The 20186-nt window shown below is 68.5% G+C and carries 15 protein-coding genes and 2 pseudogenes; 10 read left to right on the forward strand and 7 right to left on the reverse strand.

From position 1 onward, the window contains the following. Window positions 1-157: 157 nt before the first annotated feature. Window positions 158-2272 (forward strand): annotated as a pseudogene (locus ACZ5D2_RS25645) (PHP domain-containing protein); the annotation flags it as partial. 200 nt (window positions 2273-2472) lie between these two features. Here the strand turns inward: ACZ5D2_RS25645 and ACZ5D2_RS25650 are convergent. The 5 genes from ACZ5D2_RS25650 to ACZ5D2_RS25670 all read right to left on the reverse strand — a co-directional run bounded on the left by ACZ5D2_RS25650 (window position 2473) and on the right by ACZ5D2_RS25670 (window position 6252). After that, a complete protein-coding gene (locus tag ACZ5D2_RS25650; RefSeq protein WP_468932484.1) occupies window positions 2473-3855 on the reverse strand; it encodes a Vps62-related protein in 1383 nt (460 codons plus the stop codon). A 71-nt stretch (window positions 3856-3926) separates the two neighbouring features. Further along, on the reverse strand, window positions 3927-4502 hold the full coding sequence (locus ACZ5D2_RS25655) for a DUF6262 family protein (RefSeq protein WP_359932724.1): 576 nt from the start codon (window positions 4500-4502) through the stop codon (window positions 3927-3929). Then, window positions 4499-4714: a hypothetical protein gene (locus ACZ5D2_RS25660; RefSeq protein ID WP_359932727.1), complete on the reverse strand. Its 216-nt coding sequence runs from the start codon at window positions 4712-4714 to the stop codon at window positions 4499-4501. Before ACZ5D2_RS25660 ends, ACZ5D2_RS25655 begins: the two co-directional genes overlap by 4 nt. Continuing rightward, window positions 4711-5862, reverse strand: coding sequence for a tyrosine-type recombinase/integrase (locus ACZ5D2_RS25665; RefSeq protein ID WP_468932304.1), 1152 nt, complete (start codon window positions 5860-5862; stop codon window positions 4711-4713). The genes ACZ5D2_RS25660 and ACZ5D2_RS25665 overlap by 4 nt, the downstream gene beginning before the upstream one ends. Window positions 5863-5964: 102 nt before the next feature. Continuing rightward, window positions 5965-6252: a hypothetical protein gene (locus tag ACZ5D2_RS25670; RefSeq protein ID WP_468932307.1), complete on the reverse strand. Its 288-nt coding sequence runs from the start codon at window positions 6250-6252 to the stop codon at window positions 5965-5967. Between the two features lie 132 nt (window positions 6253-6384). Here ACZ5D2_RS25670 and ACZ5D2_RS25675 point away from each other — a divergent pair. The 9 genes and pseudogenes from ACZ5D2_RS25675 to ACZ5D2_RS25715 all read left to right on the forward strand — a co-directional run. Further along, window positions 6385-7728, forward strand: a pseudogene (locus ACZ5D2_RS25675) (helix-hairpin-helix domain-containing protein); the annotation flags it as partial. Between the two features lie 5 nt (window positions 7729-7733). Next, on the forward strand, window positions 7734-8822 hold the full coding sequence (locus ACZ5D2_RS25680) for a DNA polymerase Y family protein (RefSeq protein ID WP_468932310.1): 1089 nt from the start codon (window positions 7734-7736) through the stop codon (window positions 8820-8822). A gap of 368 nt (window positions 8823-9190) precedes the next feature. Next, the gene (locus ACZ5D2_RS25685; protein WP_468932312.1) at window positions 9191-10315 is read left to right on the forward strand and encodes an NAD(P)/FAD-dependent oxidoreductase; all 1125 of its coding nucleotides are present in this window, start codon (window positions 9191-9193) and stop codon (window positions 10313-10315) included. 1135 nt (window positions 10316-11450) lie between these two features. Next, on the forward strand, window positions 11451-11885 hold the full coding sequence (locus ACZ5D2_RS25690) for a LysR family transcriptional regulator (protein ID WP_468932487.1): 435 nt from the start codon (window positions 11451-11453) through the stop codon (window positions 11883-11885). 371 nt (window positions 11886-12256) lie between these two features. Continuing rightward, complete coding sequence (locus tag ACZ5D2_RS25695; protein WP_468932315.1) at window positions 12257-13426, forward strand: tyrosine-type recombinase/integrase; 1170 nt, start codon at window positions 12257-12259, stop codon at window positions 13424-13426. A gap of 434 nt (window positions 13427-13860) precedes the next feature. Beyond that, window positions 13861-15921, forward strand: a complete 2061-nt coding sequence (locus ACZ5D2_RS25700) for a tyrosine-type recombinase/integrase (protein WP_468932318.1) — start codon at window positions 13861-13863, stop codon at window positions 15919-15921. After that, complete coding sequence (locus ACZ5D2_RS25705) at window positions 15918-16439, forward strand: hypothetical protein (protein WP_468932321.1); 522 nt, start codon at window positions 15918-15920, stop codon at window positions 16437-16439. Before ACZ5D2_RS25700 ends, ACZ5D2_RS25705 begins: the two co-directional genes overlap by 4 nt. A gap of 66 nt (window positions 16440-16505) precedes the next feature. Then, window positions 16506-17198 (forward strand): hypothetical protein, encoded by a 693-nt coding sequence (locus ACZ5D2_RS25710; protein ID WP_468932324.1) that lies wholly within the window; start codon window positions 16506-16508, stop codon window positions 17196-17198. A 367-nt stretch (window positions 17199-17565) separates the two neighbouring features. Further along, a complete protein-coding gene (locus ACZ5D2_RS25715) occupies window positions 17566-18120 on the forward strand; it encodes a potassium channel family protein (protein WP_468932327.1) in 555 nt (184 codons plus the stop codon). A 54-nt stretch (window positions 18121-18174) separates the two neighbouring features. On the opposite strand, the gene ACZ5D2_RS25720 is transcribed toward ACZ5D2_RS25715, so the two are convergent. Next, window positions 18175-19461, reverse strand: a complete 1287-nt coding sequence (locus ACZ5D2_RS25720; protein WP_468932330.1) for a flavin monoamine oxidase family protein — start codon at window positions 19459-19461, stop codon at window positions 18175-18177. 191 nt (window positions 19462-19652) lie between these two features. Continuing rightward, the gene (locus ACZ5D2_RS25725) at window positions 19653-19874 is read right to left on the reverse strand and encodes a cupin domain-containing protein (protein WP_468932333.1); all 222 of its coding nucleotides are present in this window, start codon (window positions 19872-19874) and stop codon (window positions 19653-19655) included. Window positions 19875-20186 lie beyond the last annotated feature (312 nt).

Genomic DNA, 20186 nt, shown 5'->3' on the forward strand with positions numbered 1-20186 from the left:
CTCCGGGACGCCTCGTCTTTCCAGCTGACGACTTCCGCCCGGTGATCGCATCCCTACTTCGGAGTAACGGATTCGCGCTGTTCGATTTTAGTTCGATACCGTGGAGGGAGAAGTTCCGGCCATGTCGACCGAAACTGTTCGTCCGTAGGAGGTGGGCATGCGTTACGGCGTTCACCTCCACGTGGCGAGCGGTTACTCGGCCCGCTACGGCGCCTCCCACCCCCGTGACCTGGTTCAACGGGCCGCCGAACGCGGGATCGGGGTACTGGCGCTGACCGACCGGGACACGGTGACCGGCGTGGTGCGCTTCGCGAAGGCCGCAGTCGCCGCCGGGATCCGGCCCGTATTTGGCGTCGACGTCGCCGTGGCACCCCACACCCCGCCCCGCCCCGGCTCCACAGAAGGGCCGCGTACGCCGGTGCGCGGTGGCGCGCACGTGCTGGAGCCGCCGCTGCGGGTCACCCTGCTGGCGCGGAGCGCCGCGGGGTGGGCGCGGTTGTGCCGGCTGGTGTCGGCCTCGCACGCGGGTGCCGGGGACGGTCCGCCGGTGGCGTCCTGGGAGACGCTCGGGCAGTACGCGGACGCGGAGCTGTTGGTCGTGCTCGGGCCGGTTTCCGAGCCGGTACGCGCCCTGTCGGTGGGGCGGCCGGACCTGGCCGAGCAACTGCTCGCGCCCTGGCGGGAGCTGGTCGGTGCGAACCTGCGGCTGGAGACGGTGTGCTGGGGTGTGCCCGGTACGGGGCCGGGTTCGCTGCGGCTGGCCGCGCGCACGCTCGGTCTCGCCGATCAGCTCGGGGTTCCCGCGGTGCTGACGAACGCGGTGCGGTACGCCGACCCCGGCCAGCACCGGGTCGCGGACGTGCTGGATGCGGGGCGGCTGCTGCGGCCGATCGACCGGCGGAGGCTGGACTGCGGGGAGCGCTGGCTGAAGGACCCTGCCACGATGCGGGCCGATGCGGAGCGGATCGCGCAGGCGTCCGGGACCGGTCCGGGGCGCGCGGCCGCACTGCTGGAGGAGACGGTGCGGGTCGGGGAGGAGTGCGTGCTGGATCCGGTGGCCGATCTGGGTCTGGGGCGGGCGCACTTCCCCGAGCCCGAGGTCGTCGGCGCCGAGGCGGGGCCGGATGGGGCGATGCGGCTGCTGCGGCAGCGGTGCGAGGCGGGCATGTTCGCGCGCGGTCTGGACCGGGACCGGCGGGCGGTCGAGCAGCTGGAGTACGAGCTCGGGGTGATCGGGAAGCTGGAGTACGAGGCGTACTTCCTGGCTGTCGCCCAGGTCGTCGCGGATGTCCGCGCGATGGGGATCCGGGTCGCGGCCCGGGGGTCGGGCGCCGGGTCGATGGTCAACCACAGCCTTTTCGTAGCCACGGCGAACCCGCTCGACCACGATCTGCTCTTCGAGCGCTTCCTGTCGGTGCGGCGCCGCTCGCTGCCGGACATCGACGTGGATGTGGAGTCCGCGCGCCGGCTGGAGGTCTACGACCGGATCATCGAGCGTTTCGGCACCGACCGGGTCGCGGTGACGGGCATGCCGGAAACCTACCGGGCCCGGCATGCCCTCAGGGACACAGGACTCGCGCTGGGGATCGCGCCGCAGGTGATCGACCGGATCGCGAAGTCGTTCCCGCATATTCGGGCCTGCGATATCCGTGGCGCGCTCGCCGAGCTGCCGGAGTTGAAGCAGCTCGCGGCGGAGGCCGCCTCGTTCGGGCCGCTGTGGGAGCTGGCCGAGGGCCTGGACGCGCTGCCGCGGGGGATCGCGATGCACCCCTGCGGGGTGATCCTCTCCAACGCGACGTTGCTGGCCCGGCTGCCGATCCAGCCGACCCCGGGCGGGTACCCGATGGTCCAGGCCGACAAGGAGGACGTCGAGGACCTCGGGCTGCTCAAGCTTGATGTGCTCGGGGTGCGGATGCAGTCCGCGATGGCCCACGCCGTCAAAGAGGTCCAGCGGACGACAGGCCGGCAGATCGACCTCGACAATCCGGACCACGTCCCCCTCGGCGACCCGGGCGCCTTCGACTTGATCAGGGCGTCCGACACGGTGGGGATGTTCCAGCTGGAGTCTCCCGGTCAGCAGGACCTCGTGGGCCGGCTCCAGCCGCGCGACGTCCAGGACGTCATCGCCGACATCTCGTTGTTTCGGCCGGGCCCGGTGAAGGGCGGCATGCCCGCGCTCTACATCGCCGCCCGCCACGGCGCCGCCCCCCGCTACCCCCACCCGGACCTCGTGCCAGTGCTCGCCTCGACGTACGGCGTGACGATCTGGCACTTTTCCAGTCTTTGATGTGTCCGTTTCGGTGTTGACCTGGGGTAAGGCGTCGCGGTTGTGTCCGGGACGCTGGAGTGGCAGGCACCGTACCGACAAAGAGCCCGCCGAGTAGCTGGCGGGCTCTTTGTCGGTGGCCTGGTGTCGTGCGGCCCCTGCGGCTGGCTATGGAAGTTCTGGTCGTCGTCCGGTGTGCGGGGTGGTCAGCCGGTGTATCCGGGGACTTGGGACTGAGGTTCGCCGAAGGGCTGGGGGTCGCCGGCGATGATGGCCTTGGACAGGGACTGGGGCTCTTCCTCGTCCGGGGGCAGAGGGTGCTGGGTGTAGATGCGTGAGTCCACGTCGAATGACAGGCCGCCCTGACCTCCGACGGGGTCACCGTCGTTGCGGAGCGCGATGATCTCGTGGCGGGGGGACCATAGGGCGGCCGAGTGGCGAGGCGGCACCTTCAAGGGCCAGGTCTGGGTGCGCTCTTCGAACTGGGTAACACCGTAGCGGCTGGAGTAGCCGAGTTCGGTGGTCACGCTCACGTCGAGGGAGGCCGAGAACGCCTTGATCTCGATGCCGGCCGAGGCGGTGACGGTGACGCTGGTGCGCTTGCTGAACTCCTCGCTCTTCTCCTTGCTCACCCCGGTGGTCACCGAGTCGGTGGGCTCCTGTTCCGAGTTGCCTTGCGAGTTGTCGTAGTGCATCTGGCAGTAGAAGTTCACCCGTCGCTCCAGCGTGTAGAACGGCGAGTTCGAGACCTGCCAGGAGGCGGTCTTGCTGGGGTCAGCGACCAGCGTGCAGGGGACCAGCACGGCCCGGTCCGTGACCTTCAGGGTCTCCCTCGGCTCGGGCATCTGGTGCGAGGTGAGCACCGGCGCCGCGGGCGGATACTGCTTGCTGATGATCGGCGGGAGATCGAGGACATAGACGGAGCGGGACGGCTTGGAGTAGGCGTTGTTCGCGACGAACCCGTCCACTCCCAGCAGGAGCCGTTCAGTGCTGTCCGCCGGGTATCCCGGGGTCTTGATCGCCCACAGCGCGATGTCGGTTTTCGCCCCGGAGCCGCGGTCGTCCCAGATCACGTCGCCGATCTCGGCCTCCCGGACGTAGCTGCGGTTGCCCACCGCGTCTTTGCGGACGCAGTAGGGAGTCCAGGGGCCCAGGCCCGGCTTCTGGGTGCCGGGCGTGATGATGTCGCCGAGCGATACGTAGCCCGGCGGCGGGACCGGCCGCCAGGCAGTCCCGAGGACCACGACGCCGCCCGCCGTGCACTTCGCGACCGGCTGGTAGTCCACCGGCTCCCGGAGGAGGGCACTGGACGGGTTGACCTCCCGCGCCAGGATCGCCGCCCTCTTGCCTGAGAGGTCGGTATGGCTCCTGTGTCCGACGTGGGCCAGCACCCTCCAGCCCTGAAATACCTGAGCCATAGACCCTGGGCCGAAGAACTTCCCGTCCTTGCTAGCTCCTGACCCGGTGTCATGCCATACCTGCTGGTAACTGGACGTTACGGCGATCTCAAGCTCTCCGTAACGCATGAAGCTAGTCACGAAAGTCCTTCCCGCCGCGCAGGCCCACGCCGCGCGGCAAAGCGAGGCTATGTAGGTCCGCGAAAATTCGGCACGACTTCCTCAAGCTTGTCCGAATACCGGCGTAACGGCCTGGGGGGAAATCATGTGCGACCCTCCTCGAGGACGCGCGCTTCGAGGTCGGCGATGCGCCTCTCGGCGAAGCGCAGGTTGGACCGAGCGCCCTCGAGCCGTTCCTGCAGCGCCCGGTGTTCCTGGGCCAGCTGCTGGACTCGTCGCTTGAGGGTGGTGTTCTCGACGGTGAGGGCTTGGACGGACTCGCCGGGGACCATCTGGTCGAAGTCGCGGATGTGGCCCATGAGCTCACCGATCCGCTGCCGCTGAGCGAAGATCTCCTTCTGGGTGCGGGTGAGCTCGGCCTCGGCGTTGAGCGCCCGCTCGCGCCAGGTTGCTTCGATTCGCTCGTGCTCGGTCTGGCCATAGCGGTCGTGGCGGCTGTGGCTGTCGGCGACCGCGTTCTTCACCAGGGTCCGGGCGTCGGTGTTCTCGTAGAGGAAGGTGGCCGACACCCCGGCCCGCTCGGCGATCGCCCGGACGGTCAGGCGGCCGCGTTCGCGCCGGAGCTGTCCAATGGCCTTCTCGACTGCCGTGAGCTTCTGTTCGGTCTGCCGGCGGCGGGCGGCGATGGCGGCCGCAGTCGATGTGGGGCCGGAGGTCACGGTTTCTGATCGTCCTCGCCAACCGGCTCATCATGGGCTGGCTCAATGGCGCTGACGGCCTCGGTGAAGGCTCCACCTCCAGCGCTCGCGCTCCGGGCGTATTGCTCGGTGGCCGTGGTGGGGACGTGGCCGAGGCGAGCCTGGGTCCCGGTGAGGGATGTCGGGGCGGCCAGAAGGTCTGCCGCCAGCTGTTGGCGTTCGCGGGAGTTCATGGTGTCTCCTCGTCTTGGTCTGTGTCGGTTTCGTACTCGTCATCGATTTCGTCATGGCTCTCGCGGCGCGCGAGTTCCTGGGCCCGGAACGCGGTGGCCCAGACGTGTCCGAAGTAGTCCTGCGGCCGGCGGAGGTCGAGAGCGAGGGCCTCATCGAGGAGGCCGACGGCTGCGAGGGCTTTCTCCAGCCCGTCGATCGCGCGGGCGGTGGGCTCGAAGACGTCGTGGAGGTAGTCGCGGGTGGCGTCGTCGGGGGCGCGTTCGGCGAGCATGCGCCATTGCTCGCGTTTGCGATGCCAGTAGAGGAGGTCGGCGCCGGAGAGGACAAATTTGTCGCAGTTGTGGCAGTCCAGGTTCCAGGGGCAGGCGTCCCCGTTGACGACGGGCTGGAAGGTGCAGAAGCCGCCCTCGGCCGGGGTGGACCTGCGGGTGAGATCGATGGCCAAGGCCTCGGCTTCCTCACGGGTCATTGGTTCGCCGCCGGAGAGCAGAATCCCGGGTTCGGATGAGCCGGGGCCGCCGACCCAGACGGCGTTGAGGGCGTCGTTGAGTTTCGGGTCGGTGTTCGCAAGGTGGACGTAGTGCTCGGCCATGGTGTTGGAGACGTGGCCGAGGTAGCGCTTGACGTGGGTGAGGTCCGCCCCGTTGCGCAGGAGATTGGTGGCCAGGGTGTGACGGGCCTGGTGGAGGACGCAGCTGCTGACCATCGCCGGGCTGGCGCGGTAGATCTCCCCGCCGGTGATGACGCCGTCGATCAGCTGCCAGTCCGGCTTGATCTTCGCGGCCGCCTGGTTCGCGTTTCCCCACCGGTGGCAGACATGGACGTGCGGGCTCTTGCACTCGCCGCAGCGAGCATCGGGCCGCAGATGCAGATCCACCAGGTGAAGCCCTGTCAGGCCGCCGATCCGCATGCTGGTGTCGGACAGCCAGGTCACCACCATCTCGTCGCGGGCGGTGTTCACCACAGGCAGCAGGTCTCCCCGTGTGCCCTCCGGCAGCATCTTCGGGTGCCGCCGCCGCGCGGGCCGCCGCGGCGACAGAGGGTTGGCCGGCATCGACGTCATCACGTGGCCCAGCAGCGTGCGGTCCCGGTCCACCTGGGTCGGCAGCCGCCGCACATCCAGCGCTGCCTTCAGTTCGCTGTTCACTCCCCGAAGAGCGCATTGGTGCAGGTAGAAGCCCTTTAGGCACGACGCCAGCACCTCAAGAGCGGACGAGCTGTACGGGCGCTTCGGCGGCAACCGCCACGGCTACCCCCAGGGCATCGGCACCCGGGCTCCCACCGCCCCCAGATACCGGTGCAGGTCCAGCAGCGACACCGACTCCGTGACCAGGCCCTCGCGCACCCGCCACCGCAGATGATCAACCAAGTAGTACGCGTACGTCTTCTGAGTGCCCCTGCCCTCGTACGTCCGCAAGAAGCTGTCGGACTCCTCGTCCACCGACCCGTCCGGCCACACGATCGTGTACGACCGGCCACCACCAGCCCGCTTCAACGCCTGAACCCGCAGGTCCCCCAGAACCATCACGCTTCGCACCAACACCTCCTCTCACACACCACGTGACGAAGAGGGTGCCGAAGAGCCTTACGCCGATCGGTAAATGACTACGTAAGGATAGAAAAGATCACCTAAGCAGCCGTACCAGTCATGAATGACGTGCTCGGTAAATGGCATGAGCAGATCATCGACATGTTTTCCGTGTTGACCGGCTGCGACCGGGCGCTCGCCGAGATCGCCAGGCGCGCGCTCGCGGATAAGGAGCGCCTGCCCCAAGTGGAGGGCTGGTTCAAGCGGGAGGCCGCCGGCCGCGGCTACGCGCCCGCGGTCCTGGACGAGGTGTGGGAGATCATCAAGGGCTTCGGGGCGTACGGGTTCTGCCGCGCGCACGCGGTCGCCTTCGCCGTCCCCGCCCTCCAGTCCGCCTGGCTCAAGGCCCACCATCCGGCCGCCCTGTACGCGGGGCTGCTGGAGCACGACCCGGGCATGTGGCCCGCCCGGGTCATCGTCTCCGACGCCCGCCGCCATGGCGTGCCCGTTCTCCAGGTCGACGTGAACCGCTCCGCCGCCGACTACCGGATCGAGGAGACCGGCGCGGGGGTGTGGGGGGTGCGGCTGTCGCTGTCGTCGGTGAAGGGGATCAGCAAGGACCAGGTTGCCCGGATCGCGGCCGGGCAGCCCTACAACGGCCTCCAGGACTTCTGGCAGCGCGCCCGGCCGGCCCTTCCGATCGCCGAGCGCCTCATCCAGATCGGCGCCCTCGACGGACTGCGCGGCCGGCTCACCCGCCGCGACCTCCTCCTGCAGGCTGCCGAGCTCCACGCCCACACCCGCGCCCGGCCCGCCGACGGCCAGCTCCCCCTCGGCGGAGAACTCGTCACCGCCGCCCCCTCCGGGCTGCCGGAGATGACCAGCCGCGAGGCCCTGAACGCGGAGATCAGCGTGCTGTCCATCGACGTGTCCCAGCACCTGATGACCCACCACCACCGGCTGCTGCGGGAGATCGGTGCCACCGACGCCGCCCACCTCAAGACCATGTACCCCGGGCAGAAGGTCTTGGTCGCGGGCGTCCGCGCCTCCACGCAGACCCCGCCGATCCCCTCGGGCAAGCGCGTCATCTTCGTGACCCTGGAAGACGGCGCCGGGCTGGTCGACATCGCGTTCTTCGAGGACAGCCACGATGCCGTAGCCCACACCGTCTTCCACTCCGCCCTGCTGCTCGTACGGGGCACCGTCGAAGCCCGCGGCCCGCGCCGCACCGTCGTCGGACAGATGGTCTGGGACTTGGAAGAACTCGCCGCCGCCCGCCGCGACCACGGACCCGAAGCCGTCCTCACCCTCCTCGGCCAGGACCGGCTCGCCCCCACGCCCGCGCAGAGCGGCGCGCCCGCGCGAACCCTGGCGAACGGGACCACGGGCGCGAAACTCCATCCGTACGCCGATCTCCAGCCCGCCGGCAGCCGCGCCGCCGTCCTCAAGAGCCTCGGGTACAGCAGCCCCGGAAGTCCGGGGTGAGCACCATGGACCAACGCCGCATTCTCCACGCCCACTTCCACCTCCCCCACCCCGGCGACACCGACCTGTACGCCCAGCTCCTGGACCTCGCGGAAGGGATCACCCCCCGCGTCCAGGCGCTCGCGCCGGACGCCGCACACCTCGACATCACCGGGGCACTGCGCTACTGGGACCGCGACCCCGCCGACGTCGCCGCGCTCCTGCGGCTACGCACCCTGGCCCTGCACGGCGTGCAGACGACCTGCGCCGTCGCCCCCAACCGCATGCTCGCCACCATGGCAGCCGCGGCCACCCCGCCCGGCATGACCACCGTGATCGAAACGGCGGACACCGAACGGTGGCTGCGTCCGCGCCCGGTGGCATCGCTCCACGGCGTCGGTCCGGCAACCGCGGGCAAGCTGCGCACCTACGGCCTGCACACCATCGGCGACCTCGCCGATACCCCCCTGCCCACCCTCATCCGCCTCTTCGGCGCCGCCGCCGGCCGCGCCCTGCACGCCCACGCCCACGGCCAGGACCCGCGCACCGTCCAGACCCAGCCGCTCGCGAAGTCGCTGGGCGCGGAGCGGGCCTTCGAGCATGACGTGCTGGACCCGGGCGAACACCGTCGAGCCCTGCTTTCCCTCGCCGAGGAAGTCGCCGCCCGCCTCCGCGACCGGCGGCAGGCCGCCGGCGGCCTGGCCCTGTCCGTGCGCTACGCCGACCGCAGCTCCAGCACCCGCAGCCGCACCCTCACCGAAGCCACCGCCCACACCCGGGCCATCGCCACCTCCGCGTACGGGCTGTACGACCTGCTCGCCTTGCAGCGCGCCCGGGTCCGCAGCATCAGCCTCCGCGCACAGGACCTCCGCCCGGCCGGCGAGGCCACCCAGCAGCTCACCCTCGGTCCCGGCGACGACCGCGCTCTGGCCATCGAGGCGGTCACCGACCGTGCCCGCGCCCGCTACGGCCCAGGCACCCTCCGCCCCGCCGCTCTCGCCACCAGCACCAAACGCGCCAGCAAGGGAATACCCGGCGCGAAGACGTTTGTAGGGGCCCGATGTAGTTCAGCTATCGAGCTCGTATCTCAGCAGTACATCAGCAATGTTGGGTAGTTCAGCAGTCCGAACCCCGACTCTCTGGAAGATCAGTCCAGCGGCGGCCAGGGACCGGCGAGCAGGCGTTCGGCATCCGCGACGATCGCTCCGGCCAGCTGCTCGCGTGTGCCGTGCCGGATCGCCTCGTTACCTGACCGAGAAGCACGGTCAAGGAGCTGGCTGGCTTGCCTCCCCATCTTTGCGTGAGGTCACCCTCGACAGTGGGATGAAGCCGTCGGGAAGCACGTCCAGCAGGTTCAGCACGCGGGCTTCCTGGGGGTAAGACAGGATGTTCCACAAGGTCAGCCTCACGTAGTGGGTTCCGTCGGGCGCCGCGTGCTGGCGGTGGGAGTTTGCAATGCCCGTGATCTGGGGAGGGGGTGTTCGTGCGGATCGGATCCATGAAGCGGCCTGAACGTGTTGCTGTCATTGGAGTGGGCATCCTCGGATCCAGTGTGGGCTGGAACCTGACTCGGCACGGCGTCAAGGTGGTGTTCATCGACGCGGGTCAGCCGGGCGAAGGCGTCACCAACTGGTCTTTCTCGTGGGTCAACGCCAGCAACAAGACTGTGCGCAAGTCCTACTTCGACCTGAACGTCGCGAGCATGGCGGCTTACCAAGAGCTCGCCAGAACCATCGGGCCGGACTCGTGGTGGTATCCCCGCGGCCACCTGCGCTGGGCAGACGATCCGGCGGCGGAGGCGAAGCTCCTGGAAACAGCCGAGCTGCTGACCAGCTGGGACTACCGGGTCGAGGTGCGCACGGGGGCCGAGGTACGCCGCCGCCTCGAACCTGCTCTCGCCGTGCCCGATGAGGTTCCGGTCGTGTTCTATCCCGACGAAGCCTGGGTGCACGGACGTCATCTCGTCGGCCGCCTGGTCGACCTGGCTGTCGCAGCCGGCGCCGAGCACCGATTCGGCACTGCGGTCCGTGACATCGGTACCCGTGCCGACGGGGCCATTCGGACAGTCATTCTGTCCGATGGGAGCCATCTGGACGTCGACGTCGTCGTGAACGCAGCGGGCCCCAGCGCCTCCCACGTCGCCGGGCTCGTCGGACGGCATCTGCCGATGCGCTGGGAACCCGGCGCTGTCACGCGGATCGAGTGTGCTCAGGTCCCGGTTCACCGCCCCATGCATGCGCCTCACATTGAGATCCGTCCTGACGGAGACGCTTCGGTGGCTCTCCACAGCCGCGAGATCGACGCACTCATCGACACCGGCGAAGATCCAGCGGAACTCGCGCGGCTACTCCACGAATCGGCGCGATGCGTCGTTCCCGAGCTCGGCAACTCCCGCATCACCCAGACACGGGTATCCAACCGGCCCATCCCAGCCGACGGATTCCCCTCGGTGGGAGCCGTACCGTCTATGCCGGGATACTACGAGGCCGTTACCCACAGCGGGATCACGCTCGGGCCGGTCATCGGCGGGCTGCTCGCCGCGGAGATCCTGAGCGGGAAGAGAGATGAGATGCTTGCGGGCTTCCGCCCGGAGCGGTTCTTCCTGTGACGGCCCGGGCCAGCGCTGGGCCGGCCCACTGCCTTGCAAACCGCTGATCACGATAATGTCCGATCATCCGGCCACGGTGCCGTTGCGACGCCACGCGGAGCGGGTGATGGGGGACGATTTCGTGTTGCTACGCCCAGATCCTTGGTCGCGGAGCCATCCGACCGTATCGAAGATCATTTCGTTAGGAGTTCTTAGTTCAGCGATCGAGCCCCTATCTCAGCGGTACATCAGCAATGTCAGGTAGTTCAGCAGTCTGAAACCTCGGTGGACTGCTGCCACTCGACTTGGTGGACCGAGTTCAACCGTCGCATGGACACGGTCCTTGTGGTGCAGTTCTCCTGCCGTGGAAGTTCCCAGAGCTTCTACGGAGAGGGGACCTTGTGGGTGTCCAGACGATCGGTCCGGGCTGTGCTCCAGCTCGGAGGGTGCCGACGTCACGTGATGAGGTCGGGAACGCACTGGTCTCGCTGCGGGCGTTGGACGACAGCACGGTTGCCGTCTCCGGATGATCGAACTTCTAACCGGGACTCATCCGAGGTATCTGCAGCCACCCTCCAGGCTTGATGTGAGCCTGCAGGGACCTTATGGACGTCTGGTTCTCCAACTCCCGGAGCCCTATGCAGTCCATCTCCAAGAACAGGCTCAGCGACATCTCGACGCAGCTGGCATCCATGAGCCACTTCAATGGGAGCCCCCTGCCTCATGGATGACGGGAAATGAGCTTCCCGGGCCGGAAATCTCTTCGCTCCCTCATGAGCCTCTCTGGGAGCGGGTCCGAAATGGCTCGCCGGCCAGGACGCTTGCGCGAGAGTATGGAACCAGCATTGAACATGTTCGGGTATTCGTGGATCTGCATCCCGTTCCAGACACTTCCAGTCGTCCGCATCGGTCAAAGTTTCCCTTGTCGGACCTACCAAGCGCAGATCAGATCAGGAGGAGCTACGCAAGTGGTGCCAGGTTACGGGAGATCTCCGAAACCTTCGGCTACAGCAGAGGCGTCATCAGGAGATTGTGCAAGATTGAAGGGGTGTCGGTTAATCATCCTGGGCGGCAGTACTCTCGCGAGATTGATCCTTCCTGGTTTCGACATGAGTATCTGGTCAAGCAACGGTCTATTTCGGATATTGCCGACGAAATGAAGGTGAGTCCAAATACCATCCACCGCCAGGCTGTTGCGTTCGGTATCCCCCTCAGGTCAAGGTCCGAAGCGAAGCATCTGCTCGCTACTTACGGAAATCCAGGTGACTATACATCGGGGGTGTGGCAAGCATTCACTGGTCGCTACGGCCGGCAGCGAGTCGAAAGATCTGTCGCGCTCGCTAGCTACGGCAGCCTGACTGAGGCGGCCAGGGAACTCGGGACTACTCATGCCATTCTTGGCGTCATCATCGGCCATTTGGAGAAGGCGACTGAATTCCAACTCGTCGACCGAGACGGCCAAGGGCGCCGAACGACCGCTCTGACGCTGGCCGGCGAGAACCTCAGACGCTCTGCGGTGAAGGTACTTCAACAGCTGGAGGCAACCGAGAGTGACGGGCTGCCGTCCTCAGCGCCAACCCCAGACTGCTGAACTAGGTGCGACAGCGACCCTGATGTGTCTGCTGAACCACAAGAACGTCGCAGGTCGTCATGCCAGTCTGGAGGGACCCCCTACAACGTTCTTGCCAGCACTGCCGCCATCCGAAGGGAACCGCCAATGACCACCCCCCAGACCTCAGCCAGAGTGCCCGCCCTGAGCTGCGCCCCGTCCCAGATCGGCCCCTGTGCGAAGTGCCGTCAGCCCTGTTGCCGCTACGGCGTCGGAGCGAACTCGCTTTCTCTTGGGGTGGATCAGCTGTGGTGTGACGTGGGGTGAGGTCGGTTCGTTGCTCTCTTGGGACTCGTTCTCGGGGGGTGTGGCTCTGCGGCGGGTTGTTGCACGACTCGAAGCAGGAGTTGCGGATGCGGGCGTTTCCCGTGGTGATGCCGTCCGGGCAGAGGTACTGGACGGTCCTTGATGACGACCTGGAGGTCGTCTGCGTGGCCGATCGCTGGCTGCGGAACCTTCGGTTCGGGCGGGACCGGGCCGAGCTGACGACGAAGTCGTACGCCTGCGGGGTCGCCCTGTACCTGAGGTGGTGCAGGTCGACGGGCCGGCAGTGGCCCGCGGCGGGCCGAGATCTGGGCCTGTTCATGGTCTGGCTGAAGTACACCCCGGCCGCCGTTCACGGGGTGGTGCCGGTGGTGCAGCCCGGCCCGGGGGCGGCGCCGGTGCGGGGTGAGCGGCGGATCAATCGGGTGCTGGTGGCGGTGCGGGGGCTGCTGTCGTACGCGGTCACCGCGGGGGAGGCGCCGCGCGGGGTGCTGGGGCAGATCTACGAGCTTGCAGACAGCCGTGATCTGCCGGCGGAGGCCACCGGCGAGGACGGAGGCCTGTTCTATCGGCTGCGGCCGGTTCACCGCCTGAGGGAGCCGGTCGCGGAGGTGGACCGGGCGGCCGACGCCGAGCTGGTGGCGATGTTCGTCGCGTGCCGCAGCGCGCGGGACCGCCTGGTCGTGCTGCTGCTCGGGCGGGTGGGGCTGCGGCGCGGGCAGGCCGCCGGGCTGCGGCGCAGTGATGTGCATCTGCTGCCGGACTCGCGGGCGCTGGGCTGCGAGTATCCGGGGGCGCACGTGCATGTGCGGCGGCGGGAGAACTCCAACGGTGCCTGGTCGAAGTCGCGGCACTCGTGGGTGGCGCCGCTGGACTTCCTGACGGTGTCCGCGTTCGACCTCTACTACGAGGAGCGGCACCGTCTGCAGGGGGACGGGGGCAGCGACTTCCTCCTCGTGAACCTGTTCCGTGCTCCGCTGGGGGCACCGATGTCGCCGGAGGCGATCGGGGAGCTCTTCGAGCGGCTCGGTGAGCGGGCGGGGCTGGGCCGGCGGGTGGGTCCGCACATGGCCCGGCGGGCGTTCGGGTCGAACGTCACGGACGCGGGCGGTACCCCGGACGAGGTGCAGGCCCTGCTGGGCCACCGCAGCCCGGACTCGTCCGGTCCGTACCGCTTTCCCGATCCGGGGCGGGTGCGGGCGGCTGTGGAGCGGGTCCCGACTCCGCGCGCCACCGTCCAGCAGGAGGAGAGCCTGTGACGGCCGAGACGGTGACCATGCGGCCGGCGGTCGAGGCACCGGCGGGGGATGCGCGCTTTGAGGAGATCGTTGAGGTTCTCGATTCGACGTTCCTGGAGATGTTGGGCTGGTGCTGGCAGCGCCGGGTGATCACCTTTCCCCGGGTGCATCCAGTGATCGGCTTGCCGGACTGCCCTGTGCCGAACTGCCCGCTGGCCATCACGGTGTTCACGCATCCGATGTGCCGGGGCTGCATGGAGCGGTGGAGCAAGACCGACCTTCCGCTGGAGGAGTTCTTGGTGCATCCGAAGGCTTTCTCCACGGGCGTGGGGCAGCTTCCGTGCACGGTGGCGCGGTGCGAGCGGCCGCGGGACACTCCCGCCGCGATGCTGTGCGCGACGCATCGCCTGCAGCGGACGCAGATGTTGGGCGGGATCGGTCTGGAGGAGTTCTTGGTGCATCCGAAGGTGGTGGGCTTGGCCGGGTTCGGCCCGTGCCGGATCGCCGCCTGCTACCTGGACCGAGTCGGCAGCAAGTACCCCTACTGCAAGACCCACACGCAGCGACTGCGGGTGGTCCGCGAGGAGGCCGGTTTCGACGAGGCCCGGTGGCGGCGAGTGGAGAGGGCGGTGTGTTCCACCCGGGAGGTGAGCCTGCGGGGGCTGCCGGACCTTCTGGTCGCCGAGGCGCTGTACGCGTTGTGGTCCCGGATCGAGAACGGGTACAAGCTGCGGCCGGAGATCCTGCGGCCGCTCTACGACCGGATGCGCACCCTGCAGGTGACCACGTTGGAGCAGTTGACCGCCCCGGAGGCGGTGGGGTTCGGCCGTGAGCACGCCACAATGATCCGTGCCGCGCAGGTGGCGCTCGTCCGGTTGAACAGCACGCCGGAGACGGAGCGGGTCAAGGACGTGTGGGACATGGCCGTGTTCGGGCGCACGAGCACGGTGCCGTTCACCGCGATCACGCAGTCGGCGCTGCGTGAGGCGATGAAGGTCTGGGTCTACGACGATCTGCCGCGGCGGCGGAACAAGAACGCCGTCCACCACGCCCGCGCGGTCGTGGCCGCGGTGGCGATGCTGTCCGAGAGCCTGCGTCTGCATCGCCGAGATCGTGGTGAAGATCCGTCCGGGTGGGGGCGGGGCGACATCGTCGCGTTCACCAACCGCATGGGGCACCTGACAGCGAGTGGGAAGCTGAGTGCGTCCCGGCGTCTGGCGTTCACCCGGTTCGTCCGCCGGGTCCTGCTGCGGTTTCGCACCCTGGGCCTGGCCGGGCCGGGCGGCCTGCTGGAGGGCATGCCGGTCGACTTCGCGCTCTGGCCCGAGGACATGCCCGACGAGCCGGAGGACACCGAGGCGGGCCGTGACCTGCCCGAGGAGGTGATGCGTGTCCTGTGCGCGAACCTCGACCTACTGGAGGAGATGAGCACCACCGAGGTCCGTGTGGCGACCGAACTCCTCATTGACACCGGCCGCCGCCCCGACGAGATCTACACCCTCACGCTGGACTGCCTGGAAACCGATCCCGACGGGTCGCCCGTCCTGATCTACGACAACCACAAGGCGTACCGGCTCGGCCGCCGCCTGCCTATCGGCGGCGAGACCGCGGAGGTGATCCGACGCCAGCAGAAACGTGTCCGGGCCCGCTTCCCCGACGTCGCACCGGCCCGCCTGAGGCTGTTGCCGCGGCCGAAGACCAACCCTGAGGGCACCAAGCCGGTCAGCGACATCGCCAGCAGGCACCGCAAGTGGGTGGACTCCCTTCCCGACCTCGCCGTTCCGGTCATCACCGTGGAGGCCGGCACCCAGGTGACGCACCTGGTGCCGTTCGACAAGGCCCGCATCTTCACCTACGCCTACCGGCACTGCTACGCCCAGCGGCACGCCGACGCCGGGGTGCCGCCGGACGTCCTCAAGGAGCTGATGGACCATCGGGCCATCACCACCACCCAGGGCTACTACCGCATCGGCGCCGAGCGGCGCCGCGAAGCCGTCGACCGGGTCACCGCGCTCCAGTTCGACCGGCACGGCAACCGGGTCTGGCGCGCGGCGCAGAGCCTGCTGGACTCCGAGCACGTCCGCCGAGCGATCGGGGAGGTCGCCACCCCGTACGGGGTCTGCCGCGAACCGTCCAACGTCGCCGCCGGCGGCCACGCCTGCCCGCTGCGGTTCCGCTGCCTGGGCTGCGAACACTTCTCCACCGATGTCTCCTACCTCCCCGACCTGAAGGCCCACCTCGCCGACCTGCTGCGCAGCCGGGAACGGCTGATGCCCGCGTTCGAGGCCGACGAGTGGGCCCGTACGCAGGCCATGCCCAGCAGCGAGGAAATCAGCCGGGTCCGCCGGCTCATCGACCGCGTCACCACCGACCTCGACCAGCTGACCGCCGAGGACCGCGCGCAGATCGAGCAGGCCGTCACCCTCGTGCGCCGCTCCCGCACCGTGCACCTCGGCATGCCCCGCGTCGGCCAACCGCTTCCCGACGTCCGACCCCCAAGGATCCACCAGCCGTGACCACTGCCAGGAACGACGGACGCCAGGCCGACACCGCGCGCCGCCGCAGTCGCGTGCAGAGCGCCATCACCGCTGCCCATCACGACGGGACACCGCTGACCGCATCGGCCATCGCCCGCGCCGCGCGTGTCGACCGCACCTTCCTCTACCGCCACCGCGACCTACTCGACGTACTCCACACTGCCGCCCACGAACCGGCCAAAGCGACCGCGGGCGGGCCGGCGGTCACCCGGGCATCGCTGCAAACCGACCTGGCCAACGCGGCGGCACGAAGTGCACGCCTGGCCGCTCGCGTCCAGCAACTCGAAGAACGCCTGTCGAGAGCGCTCGGTGAAGAAGTCTGGAGGACCTCCGGCCTCGGTGCACCCGCTGACGTCGCCGAACTGAACAGCCGCCTCACCCAGATCGAGCAACGAAACGTCGAGCTGACCCGCGCTCTGGAAGAACGGCAGGCCGAACTCGACGCCGCCCGAGCCGCCAACCGCGACCTGACCCGCGCTCTCAACCAGCGAGGCTGAGATGGTCGGCGGGGGGTATCAGTGGGTCTGCGCTGCGGGCGGGGCTTGGCACGGTAGGAGTGGGTGATGACCGCTTCTGGTTCTGCCCGTGAGGTGCCGGCGTCGAGTGGGTGGGAGCCCCGCCTGTACTGGCGCTGGATCGCGTACAACTCGATCGCGTTCGTCATCGTCCTGAGCGTGGGTGTCGCGCTGGCACTGCTGGGCAGCGACGTCCTGCACCTGAGCCTCGCCAGCCGCCACGCACTGGTGGCTCTGGTGATCGCGACACTGGGAGCCGTGCTGTTCGGGGGTGTCCTGGGAACGCTGCAGTGGCTGATCGTGCGGGAGCGGGTGGCCGTTCCCCGCAAGGCGTGGGTGACCGCCAACATCGGACCGGCGCTGCTGGCCTGGCTGCTGGTGATCATGCCCGCGGTGATCGGCGCCCAGAAATCGGACCAGGACGTGTCGATGGCCTATCTCCTGGCCGCCAGCCAGAGCCTGGCGCTGGGTCCCCTGCTCGGCCTGTCGCAGTCGGTGGTCCTGCGCAAGGTCACCAGACGCTGGGCGTGGTGGATCGGCGCCAACCTGGCCTCATGGCTCATCGTCGACATCGCCCTGCTCCTGTTGTCGCGGCTGTCCGGCGACCTCGACGTCCTGCGGGGCGACGGATCGGTGGCGGAGGTCTACCTCTCCCTCATCGCCACCACGCCGCTGACCGGCCGGGCCCTGCTGTGGGTGCTCGCTCCCGCCGCCCTGACCCCGTTGCCCGAGGACCCGTAGCCGGATCACGGCGGTGGGGTCTGTGGCAGGCCCCGCCGCCGGTGATCAGCTGGTCAGGTAGTTGTCGATGTCGCGGCAACAGCAGTCTGCCGGCCGGACGGACCGTGCATCCCCGGCATCTCCAGGACCAGGCCGTGGGGTGTGAGGTGGTCGGCGGCGGTGAGTTCGGCGGCGTCGCTTCATCTCGTACACGGTGAGGATGACCCAGCAGTGCGGGGAGTCGGCCCACGTGCCGTCCACACCGGCGCCGCCATGCCGGTGACCCCGTGGTGTGCCTGCTGCGCGGGAACCGGTTCAGCCGAGAGGCTGGCGGCGGAGCAGGTCCAGCGGAGCGGTCAGGCCATCCGGTGCGATCGGGAAGGAACCCTTGAACAGGACGGGTAGCGGTCGCAGACAGGCGCTGTTCGCCTCGCTGCGTGCGCTGGTGACAGCCGGCGCACTCGTCGCCGGCTACTACCTGTTGCCGCTGGGTTCGGCTTTCACCGCCGGTCCCGTCCTTGCGCTGGTCGGCGGCATCGCGGTGCTGGCCCTGCTTCTGGCCTGGCAGATCCGCAGGATCACACTGTCCCCGTGGCCCGGGCTGCGCGCCATGGAGGCATTGGCGGTGACCGTCCCTCTCGTCGTGCTGCTGTTCGCAACGACCTATTGGCTGATGGAGCGCGGTGTCTCGGGCAGCTTCAGCGAAGAGCTCTCGCGGACCGATGCGCTGTATTTCTCGATGACCGTGTTCAGCACGGTCGGGTTCGGCGACATCACCGCGCGCAGCCAAACCGCCCGGCTGCTCACCACGGGGCAGATGGCGGTCAACTTCCTGCTTGTCGGCGTGGCGGCCCGGCTCCTGCTCAACGCGGTCCAGGAAGGCAGGCGGCATCGGGACCGGTCGGCGGCCGGTGGGGACGATGCCCCACCGGCCGCCAGGTGACCCCGCCTTGAACCCATTTGGGGTCTGCCGTCACAGCTCCGGGCCGGTACCGCCTCAGGCCAGGTAGTTGTCGATGTCGCGGGCGGAGCGGTAGCCGCTCTCGATCGCCCCGTCGATGAAACCGCGCCACGTGTTCGACGAGTCGCTGCCCGCGAAGAACAGGCGTCCTTCGGTGGTGCGCAGGTCCGGCAGCACCTGTGTCAGCTGTCCCGGCCGGTAGATGCACCACGTGCCGAGTGCGAGCGGGTCGTTGGTCCAGTCCCAGCCGACGATGCTCTCCACCTCGACGCCCGGCAGGAACGGTTGCAGGGCGCTCTGCATGCCCTGGACGTCGTCGAACGCGGTCAGCTCCAGCGTCTTCGGGTTGGAGGCGAACGCGATCAGCCACGAGCCCTCCGGCCCGTGGGCGTAGGTAACCAACCAGTTGATCGGCTGGGACTCGGGGCCCACGATACTCACGTTGCCGATGTCGCCCTTGACGCGGACGAAGCACTTCATGCCGATGCCCGCGTGCCGGTCGGCCGACGCGGTCCGCTTGATCTCCGACAGGGCAGGCTCGAACTCCACGCTGTTCAGGACATTCATCGGCAGCGCGATCAGCGCGGTCGGCGCGCTGACGGTCTCGCCGCTCTCCAGCTCGACCCGCACCCCGTCATCGGTCTGGGCGACGCGCCGCACGGGCGAGTTGAGGCGGATATCGGTGAGTGTGGCCTGTCCGGCGATGGAGTTGATCAGCTCACGTGTCCCCTTCACCAGCTTCGTCGCCGACAGCGAGGCGATCGTCTGTTCCGCGTCGTGTCCCGACAGGGCGTAGATCCGGTAGACCTCGGTCGCGCCGGACTGGTCGAGAGGGCCGAACGCGATGGTGCAGCACATCCCCTCTACCCAGTCACGCAGCGCCGGATCGGCCTTGAGGGCGTCGAGCTGCTCACGCAGCGACCGGTCAGCGAGGCCCTCCGGGTCCGGGCCCAGCGTTTCCGCGAACGGCTCCGGGAACAGGGCCGTGGCCGGGGCACAGAACTCGTCGAGCGCTTCCAGTGCCCGTACGGCATCTTCGTCGGACAGGTCCACGAGGCGGCCGTCGGAGACGACCGCCTGCCGGAGCCCCTCCAGGACCGGGAAGGTCTCGGTCTCGACGTCGTAGCGGTGGATCTCGGACCACACGTGCGGCTGCAGAGGGTGGACCCACGTGCCGCCGAACTCCATCGGATGCCCGTCGTGGTCCTTCGTCCAGGTCCGGCCGCCCAGTCGGTCGCGCGCCTCGACCAGGACCGCCCGGCGTCCGCGCGCGGACAATTCACGCGCGGCCGTCACGCCGGCGAAACCGCCGCCTACGATCACGACATCCACTTCAGAATCTGACGTCGCCACGTTCTGCTCCCTTACTGTCGTCCGGCCTGACTCGCGAGCCACTATCCGGGAATGGACGGCAGCCGGTCGCATGCCACGCTCTGCCTTAAATCTCGTGTCTTCTCGGTTGTTCTCCTGTGGGTACACCGACGCAAGTGTCACGCTGCGTGCATGGCTGGTCCTCAGCCCACGACGAAGAACTTCATGAACGGCGAGCGGGTTCTCCAGGTGGCCGCGAATCCGGCCGGGAAGGAATAGATGCCCCCGGCGACGAGCTCGATCTTCTCGCCGTCAGGGGTCTCCAGCTCGGCCTCGCCCTCGATCACGTGGAACGTGTCGGTGGCCGCGGGCTTGTAGGGGAACTCCGCACCCTCCGCGGGGCCGATCCTCCACAGCCCCGACATCTGACCCTCTTCCGCCTTGACGAGCCAATGAATCTCCCCCGTCTCCCGGCCGTCCTCAAAATAGGGTTCCCACGACGCGGCCGTTACCGAGGAGCTCGAAAAACCCGCAGCGTTCATCACTTTTCCCTCCGCAGAGAGACTGGCAGGCAATCTTCGGCCCGTCGGCAACGACGGCGTGGGCGGCCATCGTCCGATACCACCGCCGACATCGGACGGTGTTCCCCCAGACACACGGGGCATTGAGCGCATCACCCAGAGCGAATGAATCGCAGATGCTGAATGGGTCCTCGGGCCATACGCACGCGACCCACA

Source organism: Streptomyces sp. NPDC031479, assembly GCF_055581065.1.

Coding starts and splice junctions, on each gene's coding strand:
- ACZ5D2_RS25690 (WP_468932487.1), top strand. CDS start 11,451: ATGAAGGTGAGTCCAAATACCATCCACCGCCAGGCTGTTGCGTTCGGT.
- ACZ5D2_RS25725 (WP_468932333.1), bottom strand. CDS start 19,874: ATGTCGGGGCTGTGGAGGATCGGCCCCGCGGAGGGTGCGGAGTTCCCC.
- ACZ5D2_RS25660 (WP_359932727.1), bottom strand. CDS start 4,714: ATGAACTCCCGCGAACGCCAACAGCTGGCGGCAGACCTTCTGGCCGCC.
- ACZ5D2_RS25710 (WP_468932324.1), top strand. CDS start 16,506: ATGACCGCTTCTGGTTCTGCCCGTGAGGTGCCGGCGTCGAGTGGGTGG.
- ACZ5D2_RS25695 (WP_468932315.1), top strand. CDS start 12,257: ATGCGGGCGTTTCCCGTGGTGATGCCGTCCGGGCAGAGGTACTGGACG.
- ACZ5D2_RS25680 (WP_468932310.1), top strand. CDS start 7,734: ATGGACCAACGCCGCATTCTCCACGCCCACTTCCACCTCCCCCACCCC.